The 16,004-nt window shown below is 40.2% G+C and carries 15 protein-coding genes and 1 pseudogene; 8 read left to right on the top strand and 8 right to left on the bottom strand.

Annotated elements, in window-relative coordinates; all coding sequences use genetic code 11:
- The 5 genes and pseudogenes from FTU38_RS10270 to FTU38_RS10290 all read left to right on the top strand — a co-directional run.
- Positions 1–105, top strand: a pseudogene (locus FTU38_RS10270) (IS5/IS1182 family transposase); the annotation flags it as partial.
- Positions 106–194: 89 nt separating this feature from the next.
- Positions 195–1,085, top strand: coding sequence for a LysR family transcriptional regulator (locus FTU38_RS10275; RefSeq protein ID WP_180111100.1), 891 nt, complete (start codon positions 195–197; stop codon positions 1,083–1,085).
- Positions 1,086–1,174: 89 nt separating this feature from the next.
- Entirely contained in the window at positions 1,175–2,164 is a 990-nt protein-coding gene (gene tal / locus FTU38_RS10280) for a transaldolase (protein ID WP_180111101.1), read from the top strand.
- Positions 2,165–2,236: 72 nt separating this feature from the next.
- Positions 2,237–2,887, top strand: a complete 651-nt coding sequence (gene leuE, locus FTU38_RS10285; RefSeq protein WP_180004905.1) for a leucine efflux protein LeuE — start codon at positions 2,237–2,239, stop codon at positions 2,885–2,887.
- 256 nt (positions 2,888–3,143) lie between these two features.
- The gene (locus tag FTU38_RS10290; RefSeq protein WP_180004904.1) at positions 3,144–4,313 is read left to right on the top strand and encodes a benzoate/H(+) symporter BenE family transporter; all 1,170 of its coding nucleotides are present in this window, start codon (positions 3,144–3,146) and stop codon (positions 4,311–4,313) included.
- A 29-nt stretch (positions 4,314–4,342) separates the two neighbouring features.
- Here the strand turns inward: FTU38_RS10290 and FTU38_RS10295 are convergent, their stop codons facing one another.
- From FTU38_RS10295 to FTU38_RS10305, 3 genes are all read right to left on the bottom strand, one after another.
- Positions 4,343–4,903, bottom strand: a complete 561-nt coding sequence (locus tag FTU38_RS10295) for a TetR/AcrR family transcriptional regulator (protein WP_180004903.1) — start codon at positions 4,901–4,903, stop codon at positions 4,343–4,345.
- Between the two features lies 1 nt (position 4,904).
- On the bottom strand, positions 4,905–5,249 hold the full coding sequence (locus tag FTU38_RS10300; protein WP_078188613.1) for an SMR family transporter: 345 nt from the start codon (positions 5,247–5,249) through the stop codon (positions 4,905–4,907).
- An 81-nt stretch (positions 5,250–5,330) separates the two neighbouring features.
- Positions 5,331–6,338, bottom strand: coding sequence for an alpha/beta hydrolase (locus FTU38_RS10305; RefSeq protein ID WP_180004902.1), 1,008 nt, complete (start codon positions 6,336–6,338; stop codon positions 5,331–5,333).
- A gap of 312 nt (positions 6,339–6,650) precedes the next feature.
- Here FTU38_RS10305 and FTU38_RS10310 point away from each other — a divergent pair, with 312 nt between their 5' ends.
- Together FTU38_RS10310 and FTU38_RS10315 are read left to right on the top strand one after the other, a co-directional pair.
- On the top strand, positions 6,651–7,094 hold the full coding sequence (locus tag FTU38_RS10310) for a universal stress protein (RefSeq protein WP_078191806.1): 444 nt from the start codon (positions 6,651–6,653) through the stop codon (positions 7,092–7,094).
- Positions 7,095–7,235: 141 nt separating this feature from the next.
- Positions 7,236–7,682 (top strand): universal stress protein, encoded by a 447-nt coding sequence (locus FTU38_RS10315; RefSeq protein WP_078188616.1) that lies wholly within the window; start codon positions 7,236–7,238, stop codon positions 7,680–7,682.
- A gap of 49 nt (positions 7,683–7,731) precedes the next feature.
- Here the strand turns inward: FTU38_RS10315 and FTU38_RS10320 are convergent, their stop codons facing one another.
- The 5 genes from FTU38_RS10320 to FTU38_RS10340 all read right to left on the bottom strand — a co-directional run bounded on the left by FTU38_RS10320 (position 7,732) and on the right by FTU38_RS10340 (position 13,566).
- Positions 7,732–8,760, bottom strand: coding sequence for a DUF1311 domain-containing protein (locus tag FTU38_RS10320; RefSeq protein WP_180004901.1), 1,029 nt, complete (start codon positions 8,758–8,760; stop codon positions 7,732–7,734).
- A gap of 121 nt (positions 8,761–8,881) precedes the next feature.
- The gene (locus tag FTU38_RS10325; RefSeq protein ID WP_180004900.1) at positions 8,882–10,357 is read right to left on the bottom strand and encodes an OmpA family protein; all 1,476 of its coding nucleotides are present in this window, start codon (positions 10,355–10,357) and stop codon (positions 8,882–8,884) included.
- A gap of 221 nt (positions 10,358–10,578) precedes the next feature.
- Positions 10,579–11,814, bottom strand: a complete 1,236-nt coding sequence (locus tag FTU38_RS10330; RefSeq protein ID WP_180004899.1) for a dihydroorotase — start codon at positions 11,812–11,814, stop codon at positions 10,579–10,581.
- A gap of 9 nt (positions 11,815–11,823) precedes the next feature.
- Entirely contained in the window at positions 11,824–12,840 is a 1,017-nt protein-coding gene (locus FTU38_RS10335; RefSeq protein ID WP_078188620.1) for an aspartate carbamoyltransferase catalytic subunit, read from the bottom strand.
- Positions 12,841–13,209: 369 nt separating this feature from the next.
- Positions 13,210–13,566, bottom strand: a complete 357-nt coding sequence (locus tag FTU38_RS10340) for a hypothetical protein (RefSeq protein ID WP_168377769.1) — start codon at positions 13,564–13,566, stop codon at positions 13,210–13,212.
- 221 nt (positions 13,567–13,787) lie between these two features.
- Between FTU38_RS10340 and rlmKL the strand changes: the two genes are divergently transcribed.
- A complete protein-coding gene (gene rlmKL, locus FTU38_RS10345; RefSeq protein WP_078191812.1) occupies positions 13,788–15,992 on the top strand; it encodes a bifunctional 23S rRNA (guanine(2069)-N(7))-methyltransferase RlmK/23S rRNA (guanine(2445)-N(2))-methyltransferase RlmL in 2,205 nt (734 codons plus the stop codon).
- The last annotated feature ends 12 nt before the right edge of the window (positions 15,993–16,004 follow it).

Genomic DNA, 16,004 nt, shown 5'->3' on the forward strand with positions numbered 1-16,004 from the left:
ACCTTCAAAATTCTTGCTGAGCGATATCGCAATCGAGGCAAAAGACTAGCATTGAGATTCAATCTAATTGCTGGAATTTATAACTTAGAGCTGAGTGAAAAATGACTTATGAAAGAAATCTATTATTGATTAATCGAGTTAGGTTCTTTCAATATTATTGAAAGGTTGTATTCCTTTATTTTTTCTGTATGCACATGAATATTAATCAAGAACAACTGATGATTTTTAAAACAGTCATGGAAACAGGATCATTTTCCGCAGCTGCCAGACAACTCGGCAAAGTACCTTCGGCTGTCAGCATGTCCATTGCGAATTTCGAAATTGATCTCAACCTTAAACTGTTTGAGCGCGTTGGTCGTGAGCCTGTGCCCACCACTCAAGCGCTTAACCTGTATGAAAAAACTGAACAATTATTGATAGAAATCAATCAGTGGAAACAGCATGCGATTGCGCTGAGTCATGGTTTAGAGTCTTCACTGAATATCGTGGTGGTATCAGAACTGCTTCATACGCAGTGGACCGACTATATCTCTTTGCTAGAAACTCATTTTCCATCTTTGCAAATCAATATTTTTTCTGCGCCTCAAGAAGATGCTCAAAAGATGCTATTACAAGGTCAAGCACAGCTTGCTCTAATGTTTGAACGTGAACAGCTTGAGAGTTATGAACAATTTGTTGAATTAAAGCGTGAAGCACTGGTTCCAGTTGCGGCGAAAAAACACGGCCTGTCGAAATTTAAGCAAGTCAGTTTTGAGCAAATTTTGCAAAGTCGGCAAATCGTGGTTGCAAGTCGTGATAAAAGCATCAAACCAGAGTTGTTATTTTCCAAACACAGTTGGCGTACAGATAACCACCACTCTGCTTGTTCGATGATTATCCAAGGTCTGGGTTGGGGTGTGCTTCCCCTCGAGATGTTTAATGAAAATCCGACGCTCAAAGATCAACTCAAAATCTTAAGCTTTCAAGATTTCACACCCAAATTTGAATATTTCGTCGACTTGGTCTGGAACCGTGAAAAACCACTCGGCTCGGCTGCTCATTTTTTGATTAATCACATCCGAAATTCACGAAAAACTACGATTTAGACCGCCTAATTGGGCGGTTTTTGGTTGGGTTCTAAACAGATTGTGTTATAAAAGTATGTACACCAAGAACATTAAGAACTAGATTTCAAATGACTCAAAATGCGTTAAACCAATTAAAAAACCTAACAACGATTGTTGCTGACAGCAGTGATTTAGCTGCGATTAATACATTCCGTCCATTGGATGCGACCACAAATCCATCTTTAATTACAGCAGCGGCAAATCAACCTGAAAATAAAGAACTGATTGAAAGTTCTTTTGAACAAGCGCGTAAAGAAGGTTATCAAAATGATGAGCTGGTTGAGCGCACCATCGATATTCTTACGGTCAAATTTGGTGTAGAAATTTTAAAATTGATCGAAGGACGTGTCTCTACAGAAGTCGATGCAGCCTTGTCTTATGATACCGATGCCACCATTGCAAAAGCTAAAGAGTTATTGGCTTTATATGCACAGTATGGTATCGATCAAAACCGTATCTTAATTAAAATTGCCTCAACGTGGGAAGGCATTCAAGCCGCTAAAGCCCTTGAAGCTGAAGGCATTCACTGTAATCTGACTCTGTTGTTTGGTTTGCATCAAGCTCAAGCCTGTGCAGATGCTCAAGTCACGCTGATTTCGCCATTTGTTGGTCGTATTTTAGATTGGTACAAAAAAGCTGAAAATGTGGATAGCTACCCGATTGAGAAAGATCCAGGCGTGTTATCAGTTAAGCAGATTTACCACTACTATAAACAACATGACATCAAAACTGAAATTATGGGTGCTAGCTTCCGTAGTATTGATCAAGTGCTCGGCTTAGCAGGATGTGATTTATTGACAGTTTCACCAAATTTATTGGCAGAACTGGAAAAAGATCAGCGTACCGTTGAAGTGCAACTGTCTAATCATCATGCGCATGCACACTGTCAACACGATGTACAAGTGCTCGACAAGCAAACTTTCAAAGCTGAAGTTGAAAAAGACTTAATGTCTTTCCAACTATTACAAGGCGGTATTGATGGTTTTATTAAAGCCCGTGAGCAATTAAGTAGCTTACTGCGTCAAACTTTTGGCTTAGATGCTGAAATAAAAGCATAAATTAGAAATTTTCAGTTTCATTTAGAACCGAAGTTGTATACTACAGCTTCGGTTTTTATTAGAGTGTCTTCAGTGTTTGGAATCACAGACTTAACGACCTTTATTATTGGTACGATATTAATTGTGATTTTACCCGGGCCAAATTCACTTTATGTCATGTCTGTTGCTTCTCGCTATGGCATTAAAGTCGGCTATTTAGGCGCTTTTGGCGTTTATACTGGCGATTTGATCTTAATCTTACTCACTGCTCTCGGTGCTGCATCCTTACTTCATGCCTTCCCTTGGTTATTCTTATTATTAAAAATTGTCGGTGCGCTGTATTTAAGTTATTTAGGTATCAAACTTTTCAAGGCTGCCTACCAAACATGGAATGCCGTTCAAACGCCAGAACAACTCGACACTAAACAACTGAGTTTGAGCGAACTGAAACCGTTTAAGACTGCATTAACCATCAGTATTTTAAACCCTAAAGCCATTCTTTTTTACTTATCGTTCTTTGTGCAATTCGTCGATCCTGCATATCCATATCCTGCGATTACATTCACCGCACTAGCGATCGTGCTGCAAATTATCAGTATGAGCTATTTAACGATTTTGATCTTTTCGGGTGCAAAACTGGCCACCTATTTTAGCCATCGTTATAAATTTACGGCATGCTGTGTCGCAGCTGTTGGTCTTCTATTTTGTGGATTTGGTCTAAAACTTGCGACATCTACGTTGTAAATGACATGTGAGACATAGTTCAATTTTTTTAATTATAAAAATCTACAATGCTTTTAAATTTTGAATGGATGAAACATCCACAATGTGGGTTTTCGGTTCGTACTATTAAAGTGCCGTTTGTTAAAGTGTCATTTGTGAATAAATAAAGTATTTCCATAATATCTCGATGTGCACTTTTACTGTACAGGACTTGAGCGTATCATCCTGAAAAATGTCATCCTAAATCTGCGCCAACAATAGTCATAGCTCGATCATTATGCAAAAACTACTCCAAGACTTTTCCATTCCAGCTGCTTTTGCAGGTTTTATTACGTTCTTAGTCGGGATCAGTGTCTCGGCTGTTTTGGTGATCCAATCTGCACAAATGCTCGGTGCCAACACTGCAGAAATAACTTCTTGGTTTTGGGCCCTAGGTTTGGGTATCGGCTTAAGCGGGCTGATTCTGTCTTGGAAATTTAAATATCCCGTTGCGACTTCATGGTCCACTGCAGGACTGGCACTGATTTTAGCGACTGCAAATGGTTACAGCATGAATGCCGCCCTAGGTGCTTTCTTGGTCTGTGGCTTATTGACAGCAATACTTGGATTTTTAGGCATTTTTGAAAAAATACTGCGCTATATCCCGCAATGTCTAACTAGTGCAATGTTGGCGGGTGTACTCCTTAAATTTGGTATTGAGCTATTTGTCAATTTACAAAATGAATGGGCATTCGTTCTTGGTTTACTGGCTGCCTATGTCCTCAGTAAACGGCTGTTACCACGTTATAGCATTGTCATTACGGTGATCATTGGCATCATGCTTTGTCCATTTTTACTTGGTTTTCAATTACCTGCGCTTAATTTAGAACTCGCACAGCCGGTTTGGGTCACACCTGAATTTTCGATCTCAGCAATACTGGGTTTGGCGTTACCACTCTTTGTAATCAATATGGCCTCTCAGTATTTACCGGGTTTAGCCATGATTAAAAGTTATGGTTATCAACCCCACGTCAATCAACTGATTGGTTGGACTGGTACAGCCCAAACGCTACTCGCGCCATTTGGATGTTTTAGTGTCAATATTGCTGCGATTAGTGCGGCCATCAGTCTAGATGACCAAGCCCACCTCGATGAGAAAAAGCGCTATATCGCAGGTATGACTTGTGGCTTCTTTTATATTTTGATGGGCCTGTTTGCAGCCACTTTGGTGAGTTTCTTAACTGCTTTTCCATTGGTATTTATTACCGCTTTAGCAGGAATTGCCCTACTAGGCACCATTGGACACAACATCGTCATTGCTTTCCAAGAAGCGAGTGAACGTGACGCTGCTCTACTCACCTTCTTATTTAGTGCATCGGGCGTACAATTTTTTGGTATTGGTTCCGCGTTTTGGGGTTTGGTCTTTGGTTTAGTCGTACATGCTATTTTCAAATATAAAAGAAATTAAGCGCACATTTACAAACAGCGTTCTTTAGTCTATTTCGCTCGATACGTTCGGGCGATCAGTTCTTGTTTTAATAATTGGGTTTCACTTTCATCTTCCACTTCTGTAAAAGCGGTGAGCCAAATACCATCAGCTGCATAACGTACAATTTTGAGTTCTATATCCGAATCGGTCTGATGATGACGCTCTAAGCGTGTGTTCATCCATTCGATCCAATATTCATTAAAAGTTTTATCGGTCAGCATGGTCATCGAAATCGCGGACCATGACTGTTGCAAACCCATGATTTGTTTTTCTAAGGTAATTTCAATATAGGCACGGGTAAAACGACCGTATGGCTCAGGGTCTTCCTCAATTAAACGATCAACGACCTCGTCTAATTGAGCCAAAAGCATCACAATCATGGACTCTAAGAGCTTTTGCTTATTTGAGAAATGATGAAATACACCACCTTTTGTGACCCCAACTAAATCCGCAACGGCTTGAATCGACACCCCGTTGACACCTTTATCAGCAGCAAGAAGGATTGCGTGCTGCAAAATACTTTGGCGTATCAGTTGAGGCTCTTTCTTGCGCTGATGCGGATTATCCATATTAATGTCCAGCTGAAGTTGAAAACAGGTTGATCACGACCACACCTGAAACAATCAGGCCTATCCCTAACATGGCTGGGAGGTCTAAACTTTGACGAAAGATAAAGTAGCCAATTAGTGCAGTTAAAACAATACCAACGCCTGCCCAAATGGCATAAGCAATACCAAGTGGTATGACTTTAATCACCTGAGACAATAAATAAAATGCCAAACAGAATAAAACTGCGACAGCCAATGAAGGCGCAAGTTTGGTAAACCCTTCTGACTTCACCAAAAATGTCGAACCAATTACTTCTGAGATAATCGCCAATGACAGTAAGCCATACGCCAATGTTACCGAATTCATTATTCATTCCAAAACAAACATACCAACTGGTAGGTATGTTATTAAGTTAGAGATTATTCTGCAAGCATTTTAAGTCTGTTTTTAATTTTTAACGGACTGTACGTGTTGTTGCAAAAATTCTAAAGTGCGATCAAAGGTCTGCTGGCTAGCCTTTTTACTCATCATAAATTGATATTCATGTACCAAATATTCTTTCGAATCTGGATAAAATACCGCCGTCACAGGTACATTATTTGCCTTCAATTTTTCTACAAAAGGCTCAGATTGCGTTTTGGTTAAAAAATCTTTATTACCACCGCTGATAAATACAGGCGGATAATTTGCATTAATATTTGAGGCCGTTGAAATACGCGTTAAAAACTCGGCATCATCTTTTTTTTCTCCGGTATACGCCTGAACCAAGTTATAGACGCCCCACTCGATCAGTCCAATCTCGTCGGGTGCAGTATTTACAAAGCTGTTTAAATCATAAATACCACAATGTAAAATCAGCCCTTTAAGCTGTGAAGGCTTTAATACAGGTTGAATCTTTGACGCTTGCGCAAAATCTGGATTCGTAACCAAGGCGGCATAATGACTGGCCATATTTGCACCTGCAGAATCCCCTGCCAAATACATATTTTGCGAATCAATACCATATTGTGCTGCATGTAGATTCAAAAAAGTCAGTGCTGCATTTATTTGATTGAGCTGTGTGGGATAAATGGCTTCAGGTGCAAACTGATATTGAACCGAAACCACATTATAACCTTGGGCTGCGAGCCGCTTAAAATATCCCCCTGCATGTTCTTTTGAGCCAGAGACCCAACCGCCCCCGTGGATCCAAACAATCGTTGCTCTTGGTGCAATCGCTGTACTTGTTTCAGGTTGATAGATATCCAAGTTTAAATTTGGATTTTGTAGATATTGAATATTTGACTGCACAATAACATTGTCAGGTGCATGTAAGTTGATAAAGGTCTTTTGAACTTGTGTCGATAAGTTAAAAGCACCTGCAATCACTTTGGTACTGCTTTGCGTGTTTTGACAACCAGACAAATGCAACACTGAACAAATACTGAGTACAACCAACCCTACTTTATATGACATTTTTAACTATCCAATCGCATCAATTCTGTTATAAATCTTAGATTTAAAATCTGTATATAGTTTAGGCTTATTTTTATAAAGTTTATATTGATCTTTTAGGCTCAAAATCCGAGAAAATTAGTCGATTTTATTTTAATATTTTTTGAGCAAAGTCCGAGTTTTTCGCTCAGATTTATTTGACGACTTATCGACATTAATTTATGTAATTTTATGAATTTACAATATTTTTTAGATTAATAAATTGAACCATTCACGACAATGTGTTATCAATAATCTATAGGGTTTAAAAGCAAAATTACAGGAGATTGTTCCATGTCATATCAAAACATTTTAGTACCTGTCGATGGTTCAGAAATCTCGTTTTCTGCAGTTAAAAAAGCTGCAATTATTGCCAAGGCATTTAACAGCCAACTCACTTTAATCAGCCTTGTTGCTGAAGACCCATTTACCGATGCAGACTTCTATTATTCTTCATCAATCATGAAAGAATATTTCGTACAAGCTTATGCAAATGCAGAATCTGCATTGAAAGAAGCTGTGCAAATTACAACTGAAGTGGGTGTAGAAGCACAAAGTAAAATCATTAAAGGCCAAGTTTCTGCTGAAGGTGTAGTAGAAGCAGCCAATGAAGTCAAAGCTGATTTGATCGTGATGGGTTCACATGGTCGCAAAGGATTTAAGAAAATGCTACTCGGTAGTTTCGCACAAGATGTACTCAGCAATACTGAATTACCCGTGTTGGTTGTAAAAGCTTAAGATGACTAAGCCCACATGATGTGGGCTTTTTTGTATTCAGCACACCCTTCACCAAAAAGCTTACTCTTTTGTCTAATTCATACAATATCGTGAATAGCGCAAGATTAGATTGATAACATTTAAAATATTAAGGAAGCAGATATGAGTCAATATCAACAAATTTTAGTCCCTGTGGATGAATCTCCAATTTCATATTCTGCTGTTGAACATGCCCTCAGCTTGGCTAAAAGTCAAAATGCACAAGTGACCATTGTCAGCGTTGTTGCTGTTGATCCATTCGTTGGTGTCGATTTCTATGCTGTTGCACCTGCAATCACTGAATATTTTATGCAAGCTGAAAAAAGTGCTCAGCTGCGTTTAGAAGATATCAAACAAACCTTTGTACGTGATGGTATCGAAGTTAAAACCCGTTTGATTCATGGTGTATCGCCAACAGAAGGGATTTTACAAGTGGCTGATGAAATCTCTGCTGACTTAATCATCATGGGTTCGCATGGACGTACAGGTTTGAAAAAAGCCATGCTGGGCAGCGTAGCACAAAATATTTTAACGCAGTGCCCAATTCCTGTTTTGATCATCAAGCAATAAACTAAGATTCATAAAAAAGCCCTCAATTGAGGGCTTTTCTTCTTTTAGATCAATTAAAAACGTTGTTTAAATATACAATTCGTTCTGTAGTTTTCTGATTAAAGCATTTGGTATATTGCAACTCTTGATTTTGCGTATTCATCGCCTCATCCCAGTATTGCGAATGCTTTTGATAAGTCTCTTTTTCACTTTCATTTAATGAATAAACACTTTTTTGCGCAAGCACTTTACAATCGATATCACGCTTTTCAAACCAGTCTGCTTGATCTTGCTGTAACTGCGCCTTTTGTTCATCACTAAAACGATCCCAAGTCTGATTGAGACGATCCACCACTTTGGCATTATCCTGATCTAGCTCTTTTTTTCGAATATCCATTGCCTTTTGTGCAAGGCTCATTTGTTGAGATTGACTCTCCATCCCTTGCTGATAGGATTCTTCGTTTCGCTTATTTTGAGCACTATATGCCGCATATAGCACCGCATGACGTGTCACTGTGACAACGCTATCAATTACGTCATTTTGACTTGGGACACTTAAACTTAAACCATCTTTGTCCGTTTTAGTGATGCTATAGCTAAAGTTCCCTTTAAGCTGATCATTGTCCATGCTTAAGCCTGACTCACCATCTTCGAGTGAATCATTCAAAGTATAATTACCACGTTCTTCACAGCCTTCATCACATGGTCGTTCAGCAAAGGCGTTTTCAGCACGCTTTTGTAATCCTTTCGGGAAAACCACCAACAATTGACTGCTACATTCCAATGTTTTGGTTTTATTTGGGTCTTCTGTTAAGGTCGTGACATTTTGAATTTTAAATTTTAGATTTTTGACAATCAGATCCATGAGTTGCTGATCGGCTTCATAATCGGACTGTCGTATTTCTTTGTTTAATTCTTTAAGATATTCGTTTTTTAAATGATCTTGCAATTGGTCAATATTGGCTTGTGCAGTACAACTCCAATCTTCCAAAGCAGGCGCTTCCGTTTTGGCTTCAGCATCTTTTTTATTTTTAAAATTATCACAGCCGGATATCAATACCACAGACAACATGAGGCTCGTGATGACTATTTTTTTCATTGTATAAGTACCATTATGATTTTATTCTTCGGGCGTATTTTACTCAAAATTACAGCGCTTTGACGAGAAAAATCCCCGCATGTGCAGGGATTTTTTACATCTCATTTAATTTAGTATGGTTTTAATTGGTCTTTTCAGTCACACCTTCACTGGTGACATCTCGTACTTTGCCATTCTCAGTATTTAAAACTTCAAACTCAATACGACGGTTTTTGAATTGACCTTCTTTGGTGCTGTTATCCGCCACGGGTTTTTCTTGACCATAACCCACTGCTTGAAGCTGTGCAGGATCAACACCTTTCGACACCAAATAATCCACCACAGATTGTGCACGCTCCTGCGATAAAGTTTTATTCGCTTCTGCATTACCCACAGCATCGGTATGACCTTGTACAGTCAGATGTACCTGTGTTGCACGCTGCATTAACGCTGCCGCCTGATCCAAAATCGATTTATTCACTTCAGGAATATCAGATGACCCTGTCGCAAAATTAATAATTTGTAAGTTCAGCGCAGTCGCAACATCTAGCGCACGAACTTGTTCAGGGTTAATGCTTGCTAATGCTTTTTGTGCATCAGTAATACTGTTATCTACTGCTGTTTGTTCGCTCACGCCTTCTTGAACCAATACCGTCATATTTTTTGCTAAAGGCTTAATTTGATTGGCAAGGCTTTGAGCATCCGCAGGATTTTGCGACAAAATCGATAACTGATTTTCAGTCCAGGTTAAAGTGGTATTTGGTACACCTTTAAGTTTTTGCAGAATCGTTGGAATGGTATCTTGATCAATAAATTGCGTATGGTAACTGGCATCAGATGAAGCACCACAGCCCGTATTAAAGTTAAAGATCTGTTTGACTTGTTGCTGCAAAATTTCAAGATAATTTGAATCACCAGTTTGAATTTGACAGTTGGTTAACTGCCCATCTGTACCGGTGCTAAATTGCAAATGTGCTGGCTGAGATGCAGCAGGCTGTGCAACTGTTGTTGCAGAGGTGGTTGGTTCTTCTTTATTAGTACAAGACTTAAACCAAAATGCGAGCAGACCCAATAATATAAGCAGCGCAATAATCGGCAATAACCAATTCGAACGTTTTTCTTCAACGATAACAGGTGTTGGTTCAACAACAGGCGCTTGGTGTAATGTACGGCCAGCTGCAGTGTTTACCCCTAAACCTGCGAGTAAAGGCACTGCCCATTGTGGTAGTGCCGCCAAAATGCTATCTGCATGATTATCAAGTAAATGCGTGATTGCGACGGGATCAGATGAACCCGCTTCATTTTCAAGTGCCCCTAAAGTTGGAGCTATAGAGTGGTTTAAGGTTTGCTCTATTTCTGACGTTGGGGCCGTACCACCACCGAGATGTTGCAAAAATTGATCTTTTAATGTGGGATTTGCCGAAAATATATCACTAATACGAGGGTTTAACTGTTTTTGAAAGGCATCAATAAATTCAGGTTTGGATCGAAAAATATTTAACAGGAATGGAATAAACTGGCTAATGGCTGAATTTTTTTCAGTTAAGTGTTGTGTATCACCGTCCAGCACAATCGAGGAGACGTGCTGCTTAATCAGCGCTAATAAGTCTATATTCATATTTGTACTCCATGCAGTTGTCATTATTTTCATGTGTACTTTAGTTTATATGTTTATTTTTTGATCAAATGTAGTAATTTGTTCGGACTTGTCAGCGTGTTAATTTCTTTTTTATTTTCAATCTATTAATTTCAATCCTCATAAAAAAAGCCAGCCGAAGCTGACTTTTAGATATCAAATTAAAATGCTAAGACTCAACATTTTCCATATTGAGCTTCAGCTTAAACGGCATAAAAAGCTTGAAGCACTTTACCTTTAACGGTGTGCTGAATTAATGGTGTGTTCTTACCATTTGACACAATCGTGTCTTTATTGATGGTCCATTCAAGCTCTGGATCAACAAGTACCCAACCCGCTTCATCTGCCCAACGTTGTTGCATATTGGCTACTTTAGCAGGTGCTAACGTTACTTTCTCAACCCATTCCAGCGGGCTTAATAAGCCTTCTTGAATCAATTGAATACCAAAAGGCACATAAGTATCAAATGCTGTAAAACCGGGTTGAGTTTCAGCAAAAGGCGCCATTTTCGCAGAGCTGCTCAGCGGCTCATGATGCGTGCAAATCGCGTCAATTACACCGTCTTTCACCGCTTGGCGGAGCAAGTCTTTATCTTGCTCGGAACGTAGCGGCGGACGCACATGTGCAAGTGAATTAAAGCCGTCGATCAACTGATCAGTTAAATGCAATTGGTGCATGGCTACATCGCAAGTGACCGGTAAGCCTTTCGCTTTGGCATGTTTAATTAATTCAACAGATGCGCCTGATGACAACAAACCAAAGTGCGCACGGACTTTAGTGGCTTCAATCATCAGTAAGTATTTTGCAATGGCTACGGTTTCCGCTAATGCAGGGATCATCGGTAAACCTTGACGAGATGCGACAAAGCCTTCATGCACACAGCCATCTTTGGCAATCTGCGGTTCTTCGGCATAGAACACAACGGTCATGTTCAGACCCGCAGCATATTCTAAGGTACGAATCACCACATCATCGTCCATAAATGGCGCATTAGCATTCGATACCGCAGTACAGCCACCTTTTTTCAAACCCGCCATATTCGCAGGCTGCTTGCCTAACAAGCCTTGAGTTTGCGCGCCAATCACCTGCAGATAAATGCCGCCGTCTAGCATGGCTTTTTCCACCAGGCCATGAATCAATGCACCATTGTCTTGCACAATCGGTTTAGAGTCAGGCGGGGTAAACACATGCAAAATACCATTCGCACGTGCAGCCTTACCTTCTGACTTTAAAGTACCATGCTGTTGCTGACCCGGCTCACGCAAACGCGCGCAAAGGTCAACCATACTTGGCATCAGCCATTTGCCTTGACCATCAATGGTTTCAGCGGCATTGCTTTCGGCAACCAATCGGCCATTTTCAATATAAACTGTCTGTACGCTGTCAGTTTGACTGATTGGATCTAAGACACGTACATTTTCAACTTTAACAATACTCATGACTATCCCTTAAACCGCAATCGCTTCAATTAAACCTTTTTCTTGCAACTGACCTTGCATTGCCAAAGCCAGTACTGCCATACGTACCGCAATACCATTGGTTACCTGATGTAAAATCACTGACTGAGCACCATCGGCAATACTCGAGTCAATTTCAACACCCCGGTTCATCGGTCCCGGATGCATCACAATGCAGTCAGGTTTTGCCAAAGCCAAGCGCTCTTTATTCAAACCGTACATTTTGTAGAATTCAGCTTGAGATGACAGCGCAGGAGAATCAATACGTTCATTTTGAATACGTAAAGTAATAATCACGTCGCAGTCTTGAATACCGGCTTCCATGTTGTTGAATAGACGAATGCCTTCGCCATAGTCATCAAAACCGTATGGCAACAAAGTATTTGGTGCAATGACACGAATATCTTTACAGCCTAATGTTTGCAATGCAGCGACATCTGAACGGGCAACACGCGAATGCTTAATATCACCAATAATGGCAATGGAAATGTCTTCAAAATTCTTTTTGGTTTCACGGCGAATCGTCAACATATCCAGCATGGCTTGCGTAGGATGCGCATGACGGCCATCGCCAGCATTGATGATTGCCACATGCGGACAAACATCTTTGGCAATAAAGTGCGGCGCGCCTGACGATGAATGACGAACCACAAAAATGTCGGTCGCCATCGCTTCTAAATTCCACAAGGTATCCCGCAGTGTCTCGCCTTTTGATGTACTTGAACGTGCAATATCAATGTTCAATACGTTTGCAGACAGACGTTTTGCTGCCGCTTCAAAAGTGGTACGGGTACGTGTTGAATTTTCAAAAAACAGGTTCATTACCGTACGACCTTCTAAAAGGTTGTTGGTAATCAGCTGATTTTGGTCATTAAAAAAGGACTGCGCAGTGTCCAATATTTTTGTGAGAGTTTCTTTAGAAAGGCCTTCGATGGTGAGGAAATGTTTTAAGTTACCATCTTGGTTGAGTTGAATCTGGCTCGGTGTATGCAATGCCGCCAAGTGCATGAGAGATTCCTTATCGTTAAGTTAACGCATTATACAGAGAATCTTGGCAAATGGCAGTTGAAGTTTTCAACGTTCAATGCAAACTCATGATGTTATTCAAAATGAATTTTCAAATTCCTATCTATCATTTCAATTAGATAAATTAAACGTTTTAACTTAAACTTCACCTTTCCCCTTTCAAAAAGCCTTCAAACAGGACTTTTATCTGTCCTTATTTTTGATTGAATTGAATACTTTCAAACAGATAAAGTTCAGCTATAAACAGCCGCCTTCTGCGCAGTTAAATAACTTGTGAAATAAAGAAAGAGAGTTGATACGTCAGGCTGCGTGCAGCAGGAAATTTATGCTGCTGCTCACAGCGGGATTGAATTAACGCAATGCGCCGATATAACGATGTGCAACCTGCGCTTTATAAATATCTTCCGCAGTCGGTTCGCTCATTAAAATTTCTGCCGTTTCAGGCTGTACTGAACTGTCCGTCAGTTCCTCTGCTTCAGAAACGGCAGCTTCATGCAAATTCAACTCGCTGTAAAGCCGCGCAACCAAACGAGATAATTCAGGATCAGCCGTTGCCAAAGCCAAGTTAGAAACAAAGCGTGCATATTCGACATTTTCAACCACATATAATGCGTCAATAACCCGTCCTGACACACGACGTAAGCGCGCGTAGATTAAAGTGGCGATTGAAAATGCGTTTGATTGACTATTGATTGCCAGCCCTGTCATAAATACCCCTAATGATATCAATATAATAAAGATCGAATTTTGATCAGGGTTATAGCAATTTTTGTACCATTAAGTGATATTTCTCACAATGTACACAGAATAAATTTGATAAAGTCATTCAAATCTACCGATATTTCTCCCGTTTCAGCGCAATATCGTCCGCCCAAATCCACGAAAATACGTTAAAATATGCGATTGCTTTTTTGCCTTTGGAAATTTACATGAATTCGAAACCGCGTCTTTCTACATATTGGGTTACCTGTGCAGATGGACTGGAAACCTTACTCCGCGAGGAAATTGAAGGTTTAGGTGTTCAAAATATTGAACAGTTCCCGGGTCGTCTTGTATTCAAAGGCACACTTGAAGATGCATACCGTATTTGCATGTGGTCACGTTTGGCTTCACGTGTACTCACCCCGATTCATACACATGAATTAGAGTTCACGCATGATGCACGTGATGTAGCGGAAGAGCTCTATGAAGGTGCAATAAACTTTGATTGGTCACTTATTTTTGCACCACAAAGTACATTTGCCGTTCGTTTACACATCGAACGTGACATTAAAGTCAATTCTCAGTTCGCAACTTTACGTGTTAAAGATGGTGTGGTCGATTCCTTTATGGAAGCTGTGGGCAAACGTCCTAGCATTGACATTAAGCAACCTGAAATTACGTTGTATGTATTAGCTGGCAAAACTGAACATACTTATTGCTTAGATTTATCAGGTGATTCTCTGCATAAACGCGGCTACCGTCGCTACATGACAGATGCACCGATTAAAGAAAACTTAGCGGCTGCTATCTTACAGAAAGCAAAACTTAAACAACATCAACCTGATATTATCTTGGACCCAATGTGTGGTTCAGGGACCTTTATCATTGAATCTTTAATGATTTTGACTGACCGCGCGCCAGGCCTTGTTCGTCGTTTTGGTTTTAATGGTTGGAATGGTCATGACCATGAACTTTGGATGTCGATCAAAGGCGAAGCTGCTGAACGTCATAAAGCCGCACTTGAAAACCCTCTCCCACAATTCTATGCATTTGATGCAGACTGGGAAGCAGTAAAAGCAACCAAACAAAATATTATCGCTGCAGGTTTCGAATCTGTACTTGATCAAATTAAAATTGAAGAACGTACACTTGCAGACTGGCCAGATTTCCAAGCAACAGGTAAGAAATGCTTTGTTGTCACTAATCCTCCATACGGCGAGCGTTTAGGTGATAAAGCCTCTAACCGCGCACTGTATTTAGGTCTATCGGCACTATTACAAAAGAACTTCCCGAACCAGCCTGCTGCGATTATTGCAGCACAAGTTGAACAGGCCGATGTCCTTGCCTTTAATGATCCGCAAATTTTGCGTTTGATGAATGGTAAGCTGCCAATTTACGTCCGTTTTGGTACAGTTAAACCTGCGGCAGTTCAAAAGCCTTTCCTAGAGCATTGGGAACCGCAACAATTTGAAAAAATTGAAGGTGCAGAAGACTTTACCAACCGTCTTCAAAAAAACATGCAGAATCTTAAAAAATGGGCAGTCAAAGAAAATATTTTCTGTCTACGTTTATATGATGCCGATTTGCCAGACTTTAATGTCGCGGTCGATTTGTATGGTGATCGTTTACACGTACAAGAATACGCACCACCGAAAAAAATTGACCCAGAAAAAGCCAAAAAACGCTTTAACTTAGCACTGCAAGCGATTCGTGCAGTGACCGGCTTAGGTCGTGATGCGATTTTCATTAAAACACGTGCCCGCCAAGAAGGTAAAAATCAGTACACCAAACAAAGTACTGCGTCTAAACGTTTTATCGTTCAAGAAGGCAAAGCAAAGATTTTGGTGAACCTAACAGACTACCTCGATACAGGTTTGTTCCTTGACCATCGTCAAATGCGTCTACGGATTGCCAAAGAAGCCAAAGGTAAACACTTCCTGAACTTATATAGCTATACCTCTACAGCGAGCTTACATGCAGCGCTTGGCGGTGCAGCAAGTACGACCAGTGTCGATTTGTCAAATACCTACCTAAACTGGTCTAAAGAGAACTTTGTACTGAATGGTTTGACAGTAGATCATGCAGATGAACAACATCAGTTCTTCTCTAGCGACTGTTTTGAATGGTTGAAAGAAGGTCACGAGCAATATGACCTGATCTTTATTGACCCACCAACATTCTCTAACTCTAAAAAGTTCTATGGTACGTTTGATGTCCAACGCGACCATATGTCTTTGCTTAAACGTGCCATGAACCGTTTAACCACTGACGGAACGCTTTACTTCTCAAACAACTACCGTGGTTTTGAGATGGACGATGTGATCATGGCAATGTTTGACGTTGAGGAAATCAGCAATGAAACCATTGGCCTAGACTTTAAACGTAATACCAAAATTCACCGTGCATGGAAAATCACTCATCCACAAATCTAAGGTTTGACTTTA

Source organism: Acinetobacter sp. YH12098 (genome assembly GCF_013419235.1).
Lineage (GTDB): Bacteria > Pseudomonadota > Gammaproteobacteria > Pseudomonadales > Moraxellaceae > Acinetobacter > Acinetobacter amyesii.